Below are 18,518 nucleotides of genomic sequence, written 5' to 3'. Positions count from 1 at the left end.
GCAAGACGCACATGGCGTCGGCCCTCTGCGCGCTGGCGTGCGAGAGGAGGCTCGAGGCGCGCTTCTTCACGGCGTCCTCGCTCGTGATGCGCCTGAGGCGCGCCCGCGACGACGGGAGGCTCGACCGGGAGGCCGCGCTCATCGGCAAGGCCCGCCTGCCCGTCATCGACGAGCTCGGGTTTCTCCCGCTCGACGCGGACGGGGCGAGGCTGCTCTTCCAGGTCTTCGCCGACGCATACGAGAGGCAGTCGGTGGTAATCACCACGAACCTGGAGTTCAGCAGGTGGGGGTCGGTGTTCGGGGACGACCAGATGGCCGCCGCCGTGATCGACCGCATCGTCCACCACGGGAGGCTCGTCCAGTTCCGCGGCGAGTCCTACCGCGTCCGCCATGCCCTCATGCAGGAGGGCTAGCCGCTCAAAAAGCGTGCGCGCTTCCGATGCTCAGGCTGCTCAATTTCCGATGATCTTTTTGCTCAAATCCTCTTGACGAAACACAGGCAAAGCCGAATGGCGACGCCGCGCGTCGTCGTCGGCTTTGCTCCCTGCAAAGCCGCACCGGAGCGAAGACGGGTCAAGGGAGGTCCATGACGACCTCCACCAACCGGAGCGGAGCGGAGGTTTGTGTGGGGTCTCATGGGCCCCCTTGACGCGGCGTAGCGGAGGTGCCACCCGGCCGCGAAGCCGTGGCCATACGGCGGCGTATGCCGCCTATCGGCAACAAAAAGGCCCGCCTTCGGCGGACCTAAAAGGAAATGACCGTCTTCAAGGTAAAGCGAGGATCCCAACACGCGAACCGGGTGCAGGCTATCAAACCGGGTTCTTGATCTCCGCCGAATCGAAGGCCCAGACCCACCAGCGGCTCAATTCAAGGCGATCATGGCCGATCGCCCTCTCAAGGTACAGGATTGTCTCCCATCGACCGAACCTGACCGCATACTGCCGATTACTGCTTCCGTTCAACACGGGGCCAGGAGGAGAGACTTTCAGGATCTCGTCGATTGGAAACCGCCTGCCGTCGGGCCAATCGACCGCGAACGGACGAACCTCGCCCGAGCTCGTCACCATCACCATGACATCGACATACTGCTTATGGGCGCGGCAGTCATGGTCGGGACCCACCGAGCGAACGGTGCATTCACCTGTAAAAACCGCTTGCGCCGAGCTCATATATGAACCGCCGCCATGCCGGAACCCTTGGCCACGAACCATCTGCCGCCCTCCCACCAGATGGTTTTGCACTGTTTCGCGATGCAGACGCCGACCTCGACACAAAGGTTGCCGAAGATCGCGCGACCATATTCCCGCCTGTCATAAATAGACTCGACTGTCCACGACCGGCCGTCGGGCCAGTGGATCACCCGGGAATCCGCCGGCCCATGGTTGAAATTGACGGACCCCTTGGTATCAACGTCGATATAGATACGACGCTCCTCTACCGGTATCCCACACGTCCCGGCCAGCGAATGCTTCTTGAACAATACGACCCCCATAGTACGAACATATGTTCGATACTATAGACCAATATTTCTACCGTTGAGGAGCATTTTCATGACCGAGCTCGAACAAAATCGGATCTTCGATATCAGCTACGAGATGAGGGGGCTCGCGGCAACGCTCGTCGCCGCCTCACGCGGCGATATCCAAGACCCAGAGAGAGTCATCGAATTCGCCGCAGGCCAAGTTGACCGCCTTGCCGGAAATCTTGTCGATTGCATCACGGATAACGACGCCACAGCGACCGCACAAGGATAGACCTGGCCCCGATATTCAATAGAAAACGCCCCGGCAATTTACTGCTGGGGCGTTTTTTAGAGCTCAATCTCCGCGATTATTTTTTTCATCTCGAGGGCCCATCCGAGCTGTTCCTCGATGTACCCCGGCCATGCGTCCTGGTGGCCCTTGATGGGGTGGCCCGCCTTGTAGAAGCGCAGCCCCGAGGCCTTTTTCGCATCGAAGGTCACCGCCGTCAGCCCGAGGTGATCCTCGAAGACCCCGCTGTTGGCGATGGCGCGGTGCCCGATCTCCTTGTCGTCGTCCACGTACAGCTCGATGCCCGTGCGGCCCTTTTGCGTATCGATGAGCAGGGCGAGATGGTATGCCGAGACCCCCAGGCGAAGCGTCGACCAATGGTCCTTGCTGGGCTTCTGCGGGCTGAACTCCTTGAGGAACTCCGGATGGCCGCCCGCCACATCGCGGTAGGCCGTCCAGTACGCCAGCTTGACCTTTTCGGTCTCGCTGAGCCCCTCGGAGAGCTTCACGGTCTTGGTCCACTCGTTCGGCTGCTCGACCACGCCGAAGCGCGGGGCGGGCAGGGAGTCCCCGATCTTCCAGAGCTCGACCTCGACCAGGAAGAACCCGAAGTCGCTGTCGGTGTGCTGGTTGAGCCACTCGATGGCCTGGCGGTGCTCGTCGCGGGCGTGCGCCACGACCCAGATGACGACCTCGGCGCCCTTGCCGGCGGCATACGTGATCACCTTGCCGAGGTGGTCGTGGTTGGTGTCCTCGAGCTGGTTCTCGATGATCACCTTGCGGCCCGTACCGGACTCCTGCGCGTAGATATCCACGTTGAACGAGCCGACCGACGACTCCGTCTCTATGAGCTCGAGCTCGATTCCGACCGCCATCCCGAGGGTTGCGAGATTCTGCTCCTCGGCCAGCCACTTGGTGAAGTCGTGGGCCTCATGCGGCCACACCTCGCGCAGGGGAACCTTCTGGATGGTGTCCAGGTTATAAGTCTTCATCCGTCACCCTCTCGCCCGATGCGTGCCTTTCGCAGTCTTCAAGTTAACTGCCATATCTGGCTCCTCTTTTTGTTCTAGTTTACCGAATCGGCTTATAGCCCAACGGGGCCCGACCGTTCCGCAGTTGCGGGGCCTGTCGCCTGTGGCAATGACCTGAGCTCCCCTGCAAGTCTCCTGGACCCGCCCTTGAGGCTAACGAACGTGAGGCCGCCCGAGATGAAGCCGCCGACGACCGGAACGACTTTGCTCACCGCGTCGCCGAAACTGCTTTTGGTGATCTTGACGCCGATCCCGGCAAGGACCTTTTTGATGATCGGGTAGTAGCTTGTCTGCATAAGCGCCTTGCTGGCGACCTTCTTGGCCACATTGGCCTGAACCGTTTTGGAAAACGCCGTCAAGGCGGAGTTGGCACCGCTCACCCCGGACATCACGGCCAGGAGAAGGGCGAAGGCCGCCAAGGTCTCATCGTCCATCTCGTCGCAATCGTCGATGAAGGACCGCCAGCCGTAGAGATACGCCAGTTTCTGCATGATTCGAAAGGCGTGGACATAGTACTGCGTCACGTCCGCCGGGATCGTCCCGAGCATCGCGAGTCCTCCGGGCAATCCCGCGGAGAACGAAAGGACGGTCGATTTCTTCGTCTCGAAATCAATAACGTCCATGGCGATGGAGTCGACAAGGCCGGAATCCATCCCGGCGGATGCCGGACTCGTTGAAATCGCGAGCTCCACTCGCTCTTCCGAGACGCCTCGCTTCCGGAACTCAGAACGGAGGAAATGGTCGCGCTCGATCGCCACGCCCTTCAGCCTCATCACCTTTTTTAGGAAAGCAATGGCGTATCTCTGGGCTTCCTCCTCCTGCCGATCGGCCTCGGCCTTTAGGCCCCCAACACCTTCTTTCACAGAATCGGGCTCGGATAGCTCCGCCCCATCTTTCAGCTTTACGGCACTCCTCTTCACGCTACTCACCGACTTTTTCAGCATAGAGATTGAACAGATGGGCAACGATCCCGTTTTCGTCGCCATTGAAGTCGACGCCATATGCCGATTCAACCGCCGCATCAAGCTCCGCATGCGCCTTCATAAGATCCGGAAAGAGGAATTCGTTGTCCGGATTGTACATGTCCGCAAGGGTCGCATCGGGGTGCTCTGCGCGGGCGTCTAGAACCTCCTGTGCGCAGGACTCGATATATCCGTGCTGTTCGGTCGAGGCATCAGGCCAGACGAAGTTGTTATAGACGATGGTGTTCGTATAACGATAATCACTCTTTAAACGGCCGGCGACCTGTCGCATCCAAGCGTTGTGGAACTGGCTTTCTAGGATGCCGAATTCATAAAGACCAGCATTCGAAACCGAAAAAAGCATGTCTCCTGGGATCATCTCGTTGGTCACAAAGCCCATGGGGACGTACTTTCGGCGACCGGAAGAAACCTTGGGAACCGCGATGTAACTCTTACCCTTGGGCGGACGCACCTCGTCGAAGAGCCATGGGGTTGCGGCTTTCTTCTGTGTTGCTGCCTTCTTTGATGTAAATCGAAATTCCCTTACGGCCTGGACGCGGGTGCGGACCAGCGGGAGCTTTGTCAGTACCGCCGGGTCGACGCCATCTAGCCAGATGCAGTAGCGCGGTATGCCGTTGATGTATTCGGCACCCATTGAAAATGGCTTGATATATGGGGCGGCATCCGGTTCGCGGCACAGCAGCTCGTCGCGTTCCTCCTGCGTGAGAAGAAGGTTTCCACCATCGGTCGGCTTACCACCCGCCATCATTGCAGGGACATCGCAAATTGGCTTTGCCCTCCTTGAAACGAAAGCATCCGGTGCGGCTGCAAGATATGCGTTGATGTGTGTTACCTCGCTCTTGCTGCCACTGCAATCGAATAAGTCTTTTTTAGTGCCATTAACCCGGGAGAAACCAACAATGACCACGTGCACATGAGCTTCGTCGGCGGCTTGGGAGTTCCATACGAAGGACTTGTGGGCGAAGTTAATATTGACCTTGTCTTCAAAAAGTGGTTTCCACAACGGTTCCACCTGCTGCCCCTGGCATATGGAGTTGGTTGATACGAACGCGCAGCGCGCCTGCGTCTCACGCGTGTAGTCAGCCGCTTTGCGATACCAACAAGCCACGTAGTCGAGCACGCCGCCCGTTTTGCCAAATATGTCGACGCGGTCGGCCTTTTGCTCCTCGTTGAGGTTCGAATACCCGATGAACGGCGGGTTTCCGAGGACATAGTCGACCTCGTCGGCCGGAACGACGTCGTTCCAATCGATGCGGAGGGCGTTGGCGTTGACGATGCCCTCATAGTCGGTAAGCGGCAGTTCCTGGTAGACACGTTGTGTCACCTTTGCCGTGTCGGCATCTGCCTGCTTCTCGGCGATCCAGAGTGCCGTGCGGGCGACGCAACAAGCGAAGTCCTCCAGCTCGATGCCGTGGAAGTTCCTCAGGCTCACGAGCACGTCGCGGTCTCCCGAGTCCTCGAAGCTGAACGATGCCTGATCGCCCTGAAGCTCGAAAAGTATGCGGTTCTCCAGACGTCTCAGGCAGAGATAGCTTTCGGTGAGGAAGTTGCCGGAACCTGCGGCCGGGTCGAGGATGGAGATGCTGCCGATCTTCTTATGCAGGTCCTTGAGCGCACGGGTCCTCGCGCCGCCCGCGACGGGCTTGGCGCAGGCCTCATCGAACTCGGCTTTGAGACCGTCGAGGAAGAGCGGGTCTATGACCTTGTGGATGTTCTCGGGGCTCGTGAAGTGCTGACCGTTTGCGCGGCGGTGGTCGTGGGACAGCGCGCCCTCGAAGATGGAGCCGAAAACCGTGGGGCTCACGCCCGACCAATCGAACTCCTGGCACCCCTCGACGATGAGCGTATGGCGGAAGTTCTCGGACAGGGGCGGAATCTCCGTCTTCTCGCGGAAGAGGCCGCCGTTCATGTAGGGCAGCTTCTTCAGCCAGGACTCGGCATACTTGTCGCGGTCCTCATCTTTGGTGTCGAGCCAGACGAACAGGTCCTTGAGGCCTCGCCTGAGATCACCCGCCTGGAAGTGCGAGACGTAGTCGCGGAAGGCGTTGGGGGCAACGAGCCCCGAGTCCTCGCAGAACATGAGGAACATGAGGCGCGTCATGAGCACGGAGAGCGCATGGTGGTTCTCGGGCGTGTCGGGGTCATCGAACGCCTCGGCAACCAGGTCGTGCAGCTTTGACATGATCTTGCCGGCCTCTACGGAGACGGCACGGGAGATCGTGGCCGGGGCCTCAGCCCCGCCCTTGAGGAACTGAATGGCTGCGAGGTTCTTGGGGAGCTCCGCGAGCGGCAACTTGAAAAGCGGCTCCCGACATAGCGAGTCCCGCTCGCGGTCGAAGACCCAAAACTCGGCAAAATTGCAAGCGATGATATAGCGCGGCTGTTGGGAGAGGGGCATGCCCTGGGCGTAGGCGTTGCCCTGCTTCGCGGGCGTCACTTTACGGCCCTGGCGCGTCTCCTCCTTAGCGAGGTCGATCCCAAGCGACTTCTGCTCGACGAGGGTTTTTGCCGACGGGATGAAGACGTCGATATACCCTTCATGCGTGCTCGCATCGGTGGAGACGGGCTTTTCGAACTCAAGCCGTGACACCGCGTCCTCGACGCCGAGGACGTTCTGGTAGAAGTCAATCCAGAACCGCTGGGTATCCTGGTTCTCATTTCCTTTGTTCGCCCACCTGCTTGCAAAAGCTTCTGCATCGGCTTTCTTCCCCGGCATACGGATCCTCACTTGATAGCCTTTTCCACTAAGAAAGATTCTACGTGCTAGTCCGGTCTTTTTTACCAGCGTTTAGCTTTATTGCACTCCGGTAGGCTTCTTTGTGCGTGATTCCGTCTTATTTTCTTCGCCATTTCTTCGCCGCACTATTTAGCCAAAAGAAAACAGCCCAGAGAAACAATGCCTCTGAGCTGCTAAAAGTCTTGGTCGCGGGGGCAGGATTTGAACCTACGACCTCCGGGTTATGAGCCCGGCGAGCTACCAGACTGCTCCACCCCGCAATGTCTGGGCGCCTCATATGCGCAAGAAAGAATATTACTCGGGAGTTCGGTGGACGGCAAGGAAAATCTCGTAGAGCATAATTCCTTCATATTTAAAACCCCTCAGCCCATATCGCCGTAAACGAATCGCAGCCGAGCGCCGTCGACAGCACGTATACAATGGTGCGCGTCCTTTTATGCCGAAACCGGGAGTAGACATGCTGCTCGCTATCGATATGGGAAACACGCAGACGGCCATGGGCCTGTTTGACGGAGACGAGCTGGTGCAGTCGTGGCGCATGCCCACTGACCGCTCCTATACCGCAGATGAGATCCATGTGCGCCTGATGGGTTTTTTTAAGATGTACGGCCTTTCGCTCGACGCGGTCGACGCTATCGCCTTTGCGGGCGTGGTGCCGCAGCTCTCGCGCGAATGGCATGCCGTGGCCGACCGCATTGCCGCAGACGCCATCGTCATTGGGCCGCAGACGGCCGCCGTGACCAAGCTGCGCGCGGCGCGTCCCCAGGCCGTAGGTGCCGATCGCGTCGCCAACGCCGTTGCGGCTGAGACTTTCTACGGCGCGCCGGCAATCGTGGTGGACTTTGGCACCGCAACCAATATCGACGTCATCGATGAGGACGGTTATTACATTGGCGGAGCGATCGCGCCGGGCATCCGCATCTCCATGGATGCGCTTGCCGCCCGTGCCGCCAAGCTCGCCAGCGTGCCGCTCGAGGCGCCCGAGCACGCCATCGGCCGCGATACCGAGGAGTGCATCAAGGTCGGCGCCGTGGTGGGCACCGCCGCTATGGCCGAAGGCCTGGTCGCGCGCATGAAGCGCGAGCTGGGCCGCGAGGATGCCACCGTTATCGCCACGGGAGGCCTCGCCGGCATCGTCGCCGATTCGACCGATGCCTTCGACGTGGTCGATGGACAGCTCACCATTAAGGGTATCTGCGAAATCTACCGCCGCATGCAGGAGCTGGGGTAAGACAGGGACCGGAGCCAAGCGTGAGCACTGTCTTAACCCCTCGGTTTCTCTGGCGCACGGACTAGGTGACTCTAGTTCTCCAACCCCTCCGTGAGCCAGATCAAGCGACTACGTTTCATCAAAACAGAAAGACCGACACAAATGCGACAGCGTCGCTTTCGTGTCGCGACGCCGCCCCCTCGGCAAACACGGCGTAGTGTTGCACTAGGTCCGAATGCCAGGCGCACAAGCCCGGCCTCCGTCCGCATCCCGCCTTTCGAGGGCATCCGCAAGCACTTGATAGTAGATAACCGGATCCTGCGCCGCAGCGAGGCCCGACACCTGCCCGTCGCCGGTCTCCACCACAATCCAGGTTCCATCAGCTCGCTCCGCAAAGTCCACGGTGTAGTAGGGGCTCCCAAGATTTGAGCACGCCAGTACAAGCTCCTCGGGCGGCTTCGCAACATTGGTCGGCTGATTTGAATTCCGCCATACGTTGAGGAGATTCCCGTCGAGATAGAAAGCTCTCCATTCATTCGTTGCACCACCGTAGCGGGCCAGATCAACGTACTCTTTGCAGACAATACCGACCGTGAAAAGGTCCCCGCGGAGCTTGACGAACTCTTTAACAATCCCGTCCATGCGCTCTTGGCTCACGGGAGTGTGAAAGCTAACGGGAAACCTCGTCCCTTTGACCGACTTTACATAGTCCTTGACCATAAACTCCGTGAACATGCGGTTGATTACCCCCGCATCAGTCCGATGGCCTAGAAAATCAGAGCGCGAGCTCTCCACGCTCCTCGAACAGTTCCAGATCGAAAAGCCCCACGTCAAGACGCCCCTCAGCACACGCAGACTCATATTCGATGCGCATCAACCCATCTGGAACTATCTTTTCAAAATAGTCAGCTGGAAAGAGTACGTTGGCAACCCTTGGCATAGCAGCCCCCCTTCGCAAACCTCAACCTCACCTTTCTTGCACGTCCACCGACGGCAACGCGACGCTTGCCACAAAGAGCGGTACGCCGGTGCGAGACACGAGCGCTGCATAGAAAGGCCTGTCAAGCGTTATCTTGCGCGGCTCTGGCGGGTTCTCCGGCGGAAGACCCGCGACAGCGACCATCACCGTGTACGCGCCGGCCTCTACGCCGTTCTCATCGACAGCGAACTTCGCGCCATGGACAATCTGCGTTGAAGTCCCCCCTACCCCCACCATAGGTGTAAGCTCCATCGCAGTTGCCGTAGAGACGCCGGCGGCCTTTAGCAGCGAGCAGACGTCCGAGAGCGTCGACTCGCATTCAAAGCGAGGAATCCCCAGGTCGACGGGCTCCCATTCTCCCTCGCCTTGGGACAGACGCTCGAATAGCCCAAGCGCGTCATCAACATGATCATCCTCGCCGCTCGGAAGAACAAAACACACGCCGGCATCGGAGCTGAGCGGCAACGAGAAGGCAACCCTGCCGTTCTCGACGATCACCGCACAATCGCGCTTGCCACGCATAAACGCTGCTTGAACATCGCCGTTCTTTGCATGGAAGGTCTCAACTTTGGTCGATTCGCCGTCAAACGGATCCGCCCATGCATCCTTCATGTAAAGCACGCTCACAAGACAGGCAAGAGCCACTGGTGATAACTCGATGCTTGGCGACAGTAGGCCGTGAGTTTGTTCGGCTATCCAATCGGTCACCCGTTGGCTAACGCGCGGATCGGCCAAGTCATCGATTGACACATGCACGCTGCATTTGTCGCACTCGTGCAGAAACGCCTCCGATGGGCTCGCGGACCTGGAAAGCCAAGCTGCCGTTGCCGAGCTCGCATCATAACCGTCATAGCCCCAGTTCCGCTCCGGCTCGATGCCGAAGGGATCACGCTCGCTAAACATGTCGCCATCGCCCAGGAGCATGTCGAGCTCCCGACATGTGGCGCCCGAGGCACCCTTTCGTACAATCGTCAACAAGCTCGCGACGCACGCAGGCGACCAAACCCCGTTCTTGTCTTGAGCGAGTATTTTCTCGGATAGGGATTTTGCAACCCTCCATGCCTGTGGACACGCCGAATTTGCTTTGTCAGTCATAGTCTGCTCCCATCGTTAGGACATAAACTATTATTTCGCACGGCGCGGACACAAATCTCGCACCGGAAAGGCAGCCCAATGGTTTTCTAAGAGGCTCAAAGCCTTTCTATTCCTCAAAAACGAAAAATTTTCAGTTTTGAGGAACAGGCTCGATGCACGCTACGCCTCGCCGCACAGCCACCTCGCCAGGTCCACGATCTGCACTCCGTCGCGGTCCGTGGCCTCGTGATGCGTGCGGGCGAGAATCATCTTGGGGTACGCGTCGCCAATGCTCAGCAGTGGTGAAATCTCGCGTTCAAATGTCTTATCCGAGCTGATGTCGTCGCTCACCTGAATGTAGAGCTTCTCGCTTCGCTTGATTGCTATAAAGTCAATTTCCTTTTTATAGAGTACGCCGACGTATACCTCATATCCGCGGCGCAGCAGCTCGATGGCCACTATGTTCTCGTACACGCGACCCCAGTCCATATTGCGTGTACCGAGCAGCGCGTATTTGAACGCGTGGTCTGCCAGGTAATACTTCTCGCCGCTCTTAAGGTATTTCTTGCCGCGAATGTCATATCGACGAACTTTATAGAAGGCAAACGCATCGCACAGGTACCCCATGTACGCACCGACCGTCTTGTTCGTAATCTTTAGCCCATCCGCATTTAATGCATCGGTAATGTTGCGTGCCGACGTAATGTTGGAAACGTTGTCCATCATGTAATCGGCAATGCGCAGCAGCGCCGATTCGTTTCTCACGTTATGCCGCCGCACGATATCCCTCACGATGAGCGTCTTAAAGACATTGGAGAGATATTGATAGCGGTGCTCTTGCAGTGGATAAGGGTAAGAGCCGGACATACCGCCGGTTCTCGCGTACTCATCGAAGTCACGGTCGACCTCGCCCTCGTCGCCATAGAGACGATACTCCTCAAACGAGAATGGGAAAACCTCGATCTCGAACGTGCGCCCCGTAAAGAGCGTCGACAGATCGCTCGACAGCAAAAAGGCACTCGATCCGGTAATGAAGATGTCATACTGCTCGGATGCGTGAAGGCTGTTGATCGCACGCTCAAAACCGTCGCACATCTGAACCTCATCGATAAGCAGAAAGTTTTGTTTGCCGGGCACCCGATGATCTTTTACATAAGCGAGCAACGCGTGATACTCGAGCAGGTTCTCGAACTCATCGAGGTTGTAGTTGATATGGATGACATTCGAATTAGGCAGATTTGCCTCCACGTAATCGCGGAGGGCCTCGAGCAATTTTGATTTACCGCTGCGGCGGATGCCCGTGATGACCTTGATATCCGGCACGCCAATAAGACGCGTCAACGTGTCCATATATGACGCTCTATTGATGAGTTTCATCGGGGCCTCCTCGCAGTCTTTTATCGCTATTCCTCAAAAACGAAAATTTTTCAGTTTTGAGGAATAGGCTCTATAGCGAATATACCTCGCGAAAGGCCGAGCTGCCTTAATTCTATTCCTCAAAAACGAAAAATTTTCAGTTTTGAGGAATAGGACCGCGATGCCACCCTGTAGTCGTGCAAAGACCCTCCCCGGCAGAGGCAGTTCACTCTGCCGGGGAGGGTCTTGTAGTCATCGTTATCTTTGAGCGCGAACATCTCGCGTTACAGTCCGCGAATCCGTACGGCCTCGGGCGGAAATTCCTGCTCGCCGGCATCGGTCTTGATGGTCGCGCGACCCCAGATGTCCAGGCCCGCAAACACACCAACCGCAAGCGGCAAGCCGTTGGGTGACACCGCCGCAACCTGGCGGCCCAGCAGCGGCACCATGTCGAAGTACTCGCCCAGCACGGGAGCCAGCGGGCCGGCGGCGCCCTGCGGCGTGTTGGCAACAACCGCCCAGGCGTCCACGCGGGCCAACACGGCGGTAGCCAGCGCTTCGACCAGCGCTTCATCGGTCACATCCACGCCAAGTTCGCCCAGCGCCGCGCGCTCAATATCCACCGTCACGGCACCGAACATACCCGCGGCACCGGCGCCACCGTTGACGGCGACGCGTGCAAACGACGTCTCAAACGCGGGCGCGCCGCACACAATATCGCTCGGCCACTGAATGCCCACCTTGCCGACAAGGCCCAGCCCCGGCGTCGATGCCGTTCCCGCGAGCGCGTCCATCATGCCCATCGCCGCCACAAACGGCAGGCCATGGAAGGCGTGCATATTCACATCCGGGCGCACGACCAGCGAAAACGTCAACGACGCCTCGCCCGCGCTCCAAGCGCACCAGCCCGCGGACACGCCCTCGCGGCCCGCGTCACGCGCCGCGTCGAGCTCGGTACCGGCGGCAACAGCATTCATCTCGATCATCTACATACGCCCCAATTCGCCCACGATATGGCCCACGCGATCCTCGGGCTCCTTGACCTCGACGCCGTTGTAGCGGAAGAACCGCGCCGGGTCGTGCATCAGGTCCTCGAGCGGCACCAGCACAAAGTCGCGTTCGCCAATGAGCGGATGCGGCAGGCGCAGCTTCTTGCCGCCGTGGATCTCGCCATCCATCCACAGCAGGTCCAGGTCGATGGTGCGCGGGCCGTTGACCTTGGCCTTCTTGGATCGGTCGCGCCCCAGCTCGGCCTCGATCTTCATAAGCTCGTCGAGCAGCACCAGCGGCGCCAGCTCGGTCTTGATCTCGATGACAGCGTTGGCAAACGCGTCCTGGCGCGTCTCGTAGGCCGGCTCGCTCTCGTAGATGCGCGAGCAGTTGGACACACAGGTGAGCGGAATCTCGACGATCATGTCGCGCGCGGCGCGGATGTTGTCGCAACGATGCCCCAGGTTGGAGCCCACGGCCACAAACGCGCGACGCGGCTGCGGCTTGGCAACAGCCCAGTAGCCGTTCAGGAACTGCGCAAAGCCGGTGACATCGTGCACGCGCACGATGTTGGCACCGGCCTGGATAGCGCCCAGGCACACACCAAATGTGGCGGCATCGCGCTCGGCGGCCTCGGTCACGCCCGAGACGGCGCCCACAAAGCGCTTGCGCGACACGGCGCACATGAGCGGATAGCCCAGCGACGCCATCTTGGCGGTCTCGCGCTGGATGACGATGTCTTCGTTGGCCGTCTTGCCAAAACCCGGACCCGGATCGATGCAGATACGGTCGCGTGACACGCCGGCGTGGATGAGCGCGCGGGCCTGATCGGACAGAAAGCCCATGACGCGGCGCATGATGGGCGCCGAATCGGGCAGGGTAAAGCGGCGGAGCTGCGAGGTGGGCACATAAGCCTCCTCGCGGCGGGCGCTGCGGCGCATCATGGCGGCCAAGTGATCGCTGGGCTCCGGCGCGGGCTCAGGGGTCGCGGCCTCGGCGGCAGGGGCAACCTGCTCGGCGGCCGGCGTCTCCTGCTTCTGCTCGCCCGTTGGCTCGGGCGCTGGCTCCGGATCGCCAAACGGCAGCGAGGGCTGCACCACGCCACCCGGCAGCTTGGCCTCCGTCTTGGGCTCGCCCAGCAGCTTGCCGCGACGACGGCGGGCGGGCTTCTCGGCCTCGCGCGCGGCCTCGGCAGCCGCCTCGCGCGCCTTCTCGGCAACAAACGCCGCGGCAGAGGTATCGAGCTGCACCGTTGCATGCGTGCGAGCGGGCGCGGCGACCTCGCCGGCGTGCATCACGATGACGCCGCAGGTGCTCGTCGCGACAAACTCGACCATCTTGGGGTCGGTGAATCCCGTCACGTCGTTGACGATCGAGGCGCCGCAGCGCACGGCCGCCTTGGCAACCGCCACGTGACGCGTGTCGATCGAGACGATGGCGCCCTCTTTGGCCAACGCACGCACAACGGGCAGCACGCGGCGAGCCTCCTCGTCAGGGTTGACCGGGGTAAAACCGGGGCGCGTGGACTCGCCGCCCACGTCGATGATGTCGGCACCGGCGTCGAGCATCGCCAGGCCGTACTCGATGGCGGCATCCGGGTCGAAATGCTCCCCGCCGTCGCTAAACGAATCGGGCGTCACGTTGAGGACGCCCATGATGCGCGGACGGTCAAAGCTGAGCTCGTACTTTCCGCACCGCCATGTCTTGCTGTCGTTCGCCATGAACATCCTCCTAAAATGCCCGCGCCGCCACGCTCGGGCGCAGGCGGCGGGGTCGCTTTGCAATTAGTCTTTCTATTGTATCCGCGCACGCGGGCTAGAACGCAAACGCGGCAGCGATGTCGCAAGAAATCAGCAGGTCGGCATTTGCATCCTGATCGGTGGGAGCAAGATTGCATATGGCCAGCGTATCGCCGGTAAAGTATCGCGTAAGACCCGCCGCCGGATACACCACGAGCGAGGTCCCGCCCACAATGAGGGCATCGGCCGCGGCAATGGCGGCAACGGCGTCGGTCAGCACATGCTCGTCGAGCGGCTCCTCGTAGAGCACCACATCGGGCTTAATGCGCCCGCCGCACGCGGGGCACACGGGCACACCCGCGGCGTCCTCGTGCCCGCGGGCGCAAATCCACTCGGCGCTATAGACCGCGCCGCACGACTGGCAAATGTTGCGATGGACCGATCCGTGCAGCTCGAACACGCGCTGCGAGCCCGCCATCTGATGCAGACCGTCGATATTTTGCGTCACAACGGCATTTAGTTTGCCGGCACGCTCCAGCTCGGCCAGCTTGGTGTGGCAGCGGTTGGGCTTGGCGCCAAGTGAGATCATCTTGGTGCGGTAGAAGTCGAAGAACTCGGCCGGATGCGCCTCGTAAAAGCTATGCGAGAGCATGGTCTCGGGAGGGTAGGCAAACTGTTGGTGATATAGGCCGTCCACGCTGCGGAAATCGGGAATGCCACTCGCCGTGGAAACGCCGGCGCCGCCAAAGAAGACCACACGCTTGTGGGTACCAAACAGCTCCGCCAGTGCGGCGGAGGCCCGCTCGGGATCCGATATCGCCTGCGTCATATGAGTCCTCCGTCCTTGTTGGTCGGGCAGCGTCGGGCGACATCCCAGCATGCGGCCTTTGAGTCAGCACGCGCGGAGCCCACCACCGCCCCTTTTGCGCTAATCTTAAGCCTGCAAACCCCGTCGAAAGGACACCATGCCTCAGACTTACACTTTCGCCTCGTGGAACGTCAACGGTCTGCGCGCCGTGCTCAAAAAGGACCCGAGCTTTATCCAGATCGCACAGGAGCTCAATGTCGATATCCTGGCGCTGCAAGAGACCAAGCTGCAGGAGGGCCAGGCCGATATCGACCTGCCCGGTTATCACCAAACCTGGAGCTACGCCGAACGTAAAGGCTATTCGGGTACTGCGGTCTTTAGCCGCCAGGAACCGCTGCGCGTGCTGCGCGCCGATGCGCTGCTGCCTTACGCCGGCGAGGGCGCGGCAGCCGAGCTCGTGGCGCAGGCCGCGACCGAGGGCCGCGTCTGCGCGCTCGAGTTCGACAAGTTTTGGTTTGTGGACGTCTATACGCCCAACGCCCAAAATGAGCTCGCGCGCATCGATGTGCGCATGGCCTGGGACGATGCCTATCGCGGCTTTTTGGCGGGACTCGAGCGCGAGACCGGCAAGCCCGTGGTGACCTGCGGCGACTTTAACGTCGCGCACGAGGAGATCGACCTTAAGAACCCCAAGTCCAACCGCGGCAACGCAGGCTTTTCGGACGAGGAGCGCGGTAAGTTTACCGAGCTACTCGACGCCGGGTTTACCGATACCTGGCGCGCGGCAAATCCCGACGTCGAGGGCGTCTACAGCTGGTGGAGCTACCGATTTAATGCCCGCAAGAACAACGCGGGCTGGCGCATCGATTACTTCCTGGTGAGCGACGCCATCGCCGGCAACGTGCGCGACACCGGCATCCGCGGCGACATCTTTGGCAGCGACCACTGCCCCGTCACCCTCACCCTAGAGCTCTAGCCCCAGCCGACCCCTCGGGGACGAAGCAAAACGGATCATGTTCACCTCGCGAGGGAATCCACGCGGCACACCCGCCACGAAACTGCCCCATCTACTACGTTTAAGCCACTACCCTCAACCACGGCGAACAACGCAAAAAGAAAACCGCAGGTAGAAAGCCTGCGGTTTTTCATAAAACGCGGTCATGGTCGAGGGTATCAAGCTAAACGTAGTAGATGGGCTAGTTTCGTGGCAAGCGCCGTCAACTGATTCCCTGGGGACGTCTGGGGGCGGAAGAAAACGGATCGATTTGGCTCTCTAAGGGCCACGACGCCCATCATGTCAGCCGGCCATTCCAAAACTATGCCGGTTTACGGGGCTGAATCGCAAATCCCCAACCAAACGCAATTCAAGCAAAATAAAACCGCAGGTAGACGAATCGTCTATTTTCGGAAAAAGCCGGCATGGTCTGCCTGTGCCAATCTAGCCCCGTAAACCGGCATAGTTTTAAAATGGCACTTCGACAGTATTGATTCTCGCCCCGGCGCAGCCGCCACTACAGCCCGTATTTCACGACGACACGGTTAATGCGACGACACCAAGGTTTGTAGAGAGCGGCCAAGAACACGCAGGTCGCAAGGCCGTGTGTGATATCGAACGGTACCGCCGTGGCAAGACGCGCCACGGCGCCCGCCCACGTGAGCGGTTGCACAAAACCGATGATGTCGTAGGCGTTAATCACGGCGCCATAGAGCAGGCCCGACGCAAAGCCGTACGCCATCAGCGCCGGCATGCGCACGGTTCCATCGGCACGGTCGAACGCACCCGCATGCGCCAGCGCACCGCCAACGTATCCCACGAGCCCCCAGGCATACATCTGCCACGGTGTCCACATGCCCTGCCCAAAAAAGAAATTGCTGGTCAGCGCCGCCAGCGCGCCAACCATAAAACCATTGCGGCGACCAAGCGTCGTCCCGGCGATAATGGCGATGGCGCTCACCGGTTTAAAGTCGGGAATGGGGCCAAACAAGATACGCCCCGCCGCGGCCAACGCCGCCAGAACCAGCGAGGGCATAATCTGGCGCAAACCCGGACGAGATGCCTCGTAACCCGCAAAGAACAGCGCGAGCACCAGCGCCACCACGACAAGCATGGCAAGCGCTGCCTGCTCAATGCCCGCCAACAATGCTGCGGCCATTACAGCCGGCACCGCCAGCAGCAGCGGGATTTCCAGTTTTGCGAGTATGCGCAGGACGCGATAATCCGCCATCCCATCACGCCCTATAAAACACATTGTCGGCAAAAAAGTCGGCGGGCGGCTCCATGCAGGCAATCTCGCCGTCGAACATCATGGCAATGTCATCGGCAACCTGCTCGGCAAAATCCAGATCGTGCGTTGCCATGATGACGGTACCGCCAGCCTCCGCATGGTCGCGCAGGGCGCGGGCGATGATGCGACGGCTGGCCAGGTCCAGACCCTTGGTGGGCTCATCGAGCAATAGCAGCTCGGGGCCGATCAACAGCAGCTTTGCCAACGCAAGCAGCTGGCGCTGCCCGCCCGAAAGATCGTACGGATGGCGCCCATCCAAGCCGGACAATCCCAGACTCGTCGCGCGCTCTCGCGCCATAGCCTCGTCATATCCGCAGGTCGAAGCCCATTCCATCAGCTCCTCGCGCACCGTCTCGGCAACCAGCAGCGCCTTGGGATTCTGAGGCAGCAATGCCGCTGAGGCCGCCCCGCGCTCCATATGCCCACGCTGCAACTTGACCGTCTTGGCCAGCACCGAAAGCATTGTCGACTTACCGCAGCCGTTACCGCCCACAACAGCATGCACCGCGCCTGCCGAAAACGACGCATCGAGCCCGCGCAGCACCCAGCCGGACGCTCGATCGTAGCGAAACCAGCCCCCTGCCAGGGTGGTAGCCGACCCAGCGTGCATTTTTGGGAGTATTCGGCATCCACCGGCGCACGACGGCGCCCCCGAGTCGTCTTGCGACAAGATTTGCGCCTCAAATTCAGCCGATTTGTCCGATTTCGGTCTTTTTTTTGCGCCCGGAGCGCCCACGCGCGGGTCCAAATATCCCGGCCGGCCACTGGCGCTGCTGAAAACTCCGTTTTTTGCACGCCACGAGCCACCCCACCCTGGCACCTCGCCAGAAAACAGCTCTTCGCGATGCCCCAAGGAGGCGATGTCAGCGACCTCGCATACGCGCCCACCCTCAATCCGATACGCGCACGTCGCGTATTCAAGCATCGGGCGCGGCTGGTGCGTTGCCACAACAACCGTGCAGCCCAGCTCGCGATTCACGCGAAACAGCGCATGCAGAAAATTTTTCTCGGCAACGGGATCCAGTTGGGACGTGGGCTCGTCGAGCAGCAGCACGCGAGGGCGCAACGCCAGCACGGCTGCCAGCGACAGCAGCTGCTTGCGTCCGCCCGAAAGCGTATCGGTATTGCGGTGGAGCCAATCCTCCACCCCAAAGAAATAACTGGTCTCGGCCACGCGACGACGCATCTCGTCGCGCGACATGCCTAAGTTTTCCAGGCCAAACGCCATCTCGTGCCACACGGTTTCGCACACAATCTGGTTCTCGGGGTCCTGAAACACATAGCCCACGCGCTCCGCGGACGCGCGAACGTCCATGTCGGCAACGCTTTCGCCCAGCATGCGCAGCTCGCCGGAGCATTCGCCCGCCGGCGAAATCTCGGGCTTGAGCAACGAGAGTAATGTCGACTTGCCCGACCCGGTACCACCGACAAGCAACGCAAACGTCCCTTGGGGAACACGCCAATCGAGCTCCTCGAACACCGGCACTTCGGCCCCGGGGTAGGCAAAGCGCAGGCCCCGCACTTCAATCGCCGGTATATCCGAGCCGCACACCGCGTCCGCCATGATGCTCCCGT

General features: G+C 60.2%; 17 protein-coding genes and 1 tRNA gene. 4 read left to right on the top strand and 14 right to left on the bottom strand.

All coding sequences use genetic code 11. The annotated features are described in order from the left end of the window. A partial coding sequence (locus ACTQXM_RS04085; RefSeq protein ID WP_441537070.1) for an ATP-binding protein occupies nt 1–413 on the top strand: 413 nt, incomplete at its 5' end. Nucleotides 414–809: 396 nt separating this feature from the next. On the opposite strand, the gene ACTQXM_RS04080 is transcribed toward ACTQXM_RS04085, so the two are convergent. Together ACTQXM_RS04080 and ACTQXM_RS04075 are read right to left on the bottom strand one after the other, a co-directional pair. Continuing rightward, nucleotides 810–1,121 carry a hypothetical protein gene (locus ACTQXM_RS04080; RefSeq protein ID WP_441547609.1) on the bottom strand — a complete coding sequence of 104 codons (312 nt, stop codon included), beginning with the start codon at nt 1,119–1,121 and terminating at the stop codon, nt 810–812. Nucleotides 1,122–1,165: 44 nt separating this feature from the next. Continuing rightward, nucleotides 1,166–1,480 carry a hypothetical protein gene (locus tag ACTQXM_RS04075; protein WP_441537068.1) on the bottom strand — a complete coding sequence of 105 codons (315 nt, stop codon included), beginning with the start codon at nt 1,478–1,480 and terminating at the stop codon, nt 1,166–1,168. A 70-nt stretch (nt 1,481–1,550) separates the two neighbouring features. Here ACTQXM_RS04075 and ACTQXM_RS04070 point away from each other — a divergent pair, with 70 nt between their 5' ends. Further along, complete coding sequence (locus ACTQXM_RS04070; RefSeq protein ID WP_441056418.1) at nt 1,551–1,754, top strand: hypothetical protein; 204 nt, start codon at nt 1,551–1,553, stop codon at nt 1,752–1,754. Between the two features lie 56 nt (nt 1,755–1,810). Here ACTQXM_RS04070 and ACTQXM_RS04065 read toward each other — a convergent pair whose 3' ends face one another. From ACTQXM_RS04065 to ACTQXM_RS04050, 4 genes are all read right to left on the bottom strand, one after another. Further along, nucleotides 1,811–2,743 (bottom strand): DUF4268 domain-containing protein, encoded by a 933-nt coding sequence (locus tag ACTQXM_RS04065; protein ID WP_441537067.1) that lies wholly within the window; start codon nt 2,741–2,743, stop codon nt 1,811–1,813. A 92-nt stretch (nt 2,744–2,835) separates the two neighbouring features. Next, nucleotides 2,836–3,726 (bottom strand): hypothetical protein, encoded by an 891-nt coding sequence (locus tag ACTQXM_RS04060; protein WP_441547608.1) that lies wholly within the window; start codon nt 3,724–3,726, stop codon nt 2,836–2,838. Continuing rightward, a complete protein-coding gene (locus tag ACTQXM_RS04055) occupies nt 3,704–6,481 on the bottom strand; it encodes a class I SAM-dependent DNA methyltransferase (protein WP_441537065.1) in 2,778 nt (925 codons plus the stop codon). The genes ACTQXM_RS04060 and ACTQXM_RS04055 overlap by 23 nt, the downstream gene beginning before the upstream one ends. A gap of 204 nt (nt 6,482–6,685) precedes the next feature. Next, a tRNA-Met gene (locus ACTQXM_RS04050) sits at nt 6,686–6,762 on the bottom strand. Between the two features lie 197 nt (nt 6,763–6,959). On the opposite strand from ACTQXM_RS04050, the gene ACTQXM_RS04045 reads away from it, so the two are divergent. Further along, complete coding sequence (locus ACTQXM_RS04045) at nt 6,960–7,733, top strand: type III pantothenate kinase (RefSeq protein ID WP_427718022.1); 774 nt, start codon at nt 6,960–6,962, stop codon at nt 7,731–7,733. A 204-nt stretch (nt 7,734–7,937) separates the two neighbouring features. Here ACTQXM_RS04045 and ACTQXM_RS04040 read toward each other — a convergent pair whose 3' ends face one another. The 6 genes from ACTQXM_RS04040 to ACTQXM_RS04015 all read right to left on the bottom strand — a co-directional run bounded on the left by ACTQXM_RS04040 (nt 7,938) and on the right by ACTQXM_RS04015 (nt 14,679). Then, nucleotides 7,938–8,447 (bottom strand): ATP-grasp domain-containing protein, encoded by a 510-nt coding sequence (locus ACTQXM_RS04040; RefSeq protein WP_441547607.1) that lies wholly within the window; start codon nt 8,445–8,447, stop codon nt 7,938–7,940. A gap of 232 nt (nt 8,448–8,679) precedes the next feature. Beyond that, nucleotides 8,680–9,786, bottom strand: a complete 1,107-nt coding sequence (locus ACTQXM_RS04035; protein ID WP_441537063.1) for a serpin family protein — start codon at nt 9,784–9,786, stop codon at nt 8,680–8,682. A 159-nt stretch (nt 9,787–9,945) separates the two neighbouring features. Next, nucleotides 9,946–11,142: an ATP-binding protein gene (locus tag ACTQXM_RS04030; protein WP_441537062.1), complete on the bottom strand. Its 1,197-nt coding sequence runs from the start codon at nt 11,140–11,142 to the stop codon at nt 9,946–9,948. 263 nt (nt 11,143–11,405) lie between these two features. Beyond that, a complete protein-coding gene (locus tag ACTQXM_RS04025) occupies nt 11,406–12,107 on the bottom strand; it encodes a hypothetical protein (RefSeq protein ID WP_441537061.1) in 702 nt (233 codons plus the stop codon). Further along, complete coding sequence (gene folP / locus ACTQXM_RS04020) at nt 12,108–13,832, bottom strand: dihydropteroate synthase (protein WP_441537060.1); 1,725 nt, start codon at nt 13,830–13,832, stop codon at nt 12,108–12,110. A gap of 94 nt (nt 13,833–13,926) precedes the next feature. Further along, the gene (locus ACTQXM_RS04015) at nt 13,927–14,679 is read right to left on the bottom strand and encodes an NAD-dependent protein deacylase (protein WP_441537059.1); all 753 of its coding nucleotides are present in this window, start codon (nt 14,677–14,679) and stop codon (nt 13,927–13,929) included. Between the two features lie 136 nt (nt 14,680–14,815). Here ACTQXM_RS04015 and ACTQXM_RS04010 point away from each other — a divergent pair, with 136 nt between their 5' ends. Next, on the top strand, nt 14,816–15,634 hold the full coding sequence (locus ACTQXM_RS04010; protein ID WP_154516667.1) for an exodeoxyribonuclease III: 819 nt from the start codon (nt 14,816–14,818) through the stop codon (nt 15,632–15,634). 535 nt (nt 15,635–16,169) lie between these two features. Here the strand turns inward: ACTQXM_RS04010 and ACTQXM_RS04005 are convergent. Together ACTQXM_RS04005 and ACTQXM_RS04000 are read right to left on the bottom strand one after the other, a co-directional pair. After that, nucleotides 16,170–16,883 carry a DUF6580 family putative transport protein gene (locus tag ACTQXM_RS04005; RefSeq protein ID WP_441033151.1) on the bottom strand — a complete coding sequence of 238 codons (714 nt, stop codon included), beginning with the start codon at nt 16,881–16,883 and terminating at the stop codon, nt 16,170–16,172. Nucleotides 16,884–16,887: 4 nt separating this feature from the next. Continuing rightward, nucleotides 16,888–18,507: an ABC transporter ATP-binding protein gene (locus tag ACTQXM_RS04000; protein WP_441537058.1), complete on the bottom strand. Its 1,620-nt coding sequence runs from the start codon at nt 18,505–18,507 to the stop codon at nt 16,888–16,890. Between the last annotated feature and the right edge of the window lie 11 nt (nt 18,508–18,518).

The sequence above is a fragment of the Collinsella sp. LCP19S3_D3 genome (assembly GCF_052121455.1).
Taxonomy (GTDB): Bacteria; Actinomycetota; Coriobacteriia; order Coriobacteriales; family Coriobacteriaceae; genus Collinsella.
This window is presented reverse-complemented; position numbering and strand designations above follow the sequence as displayed.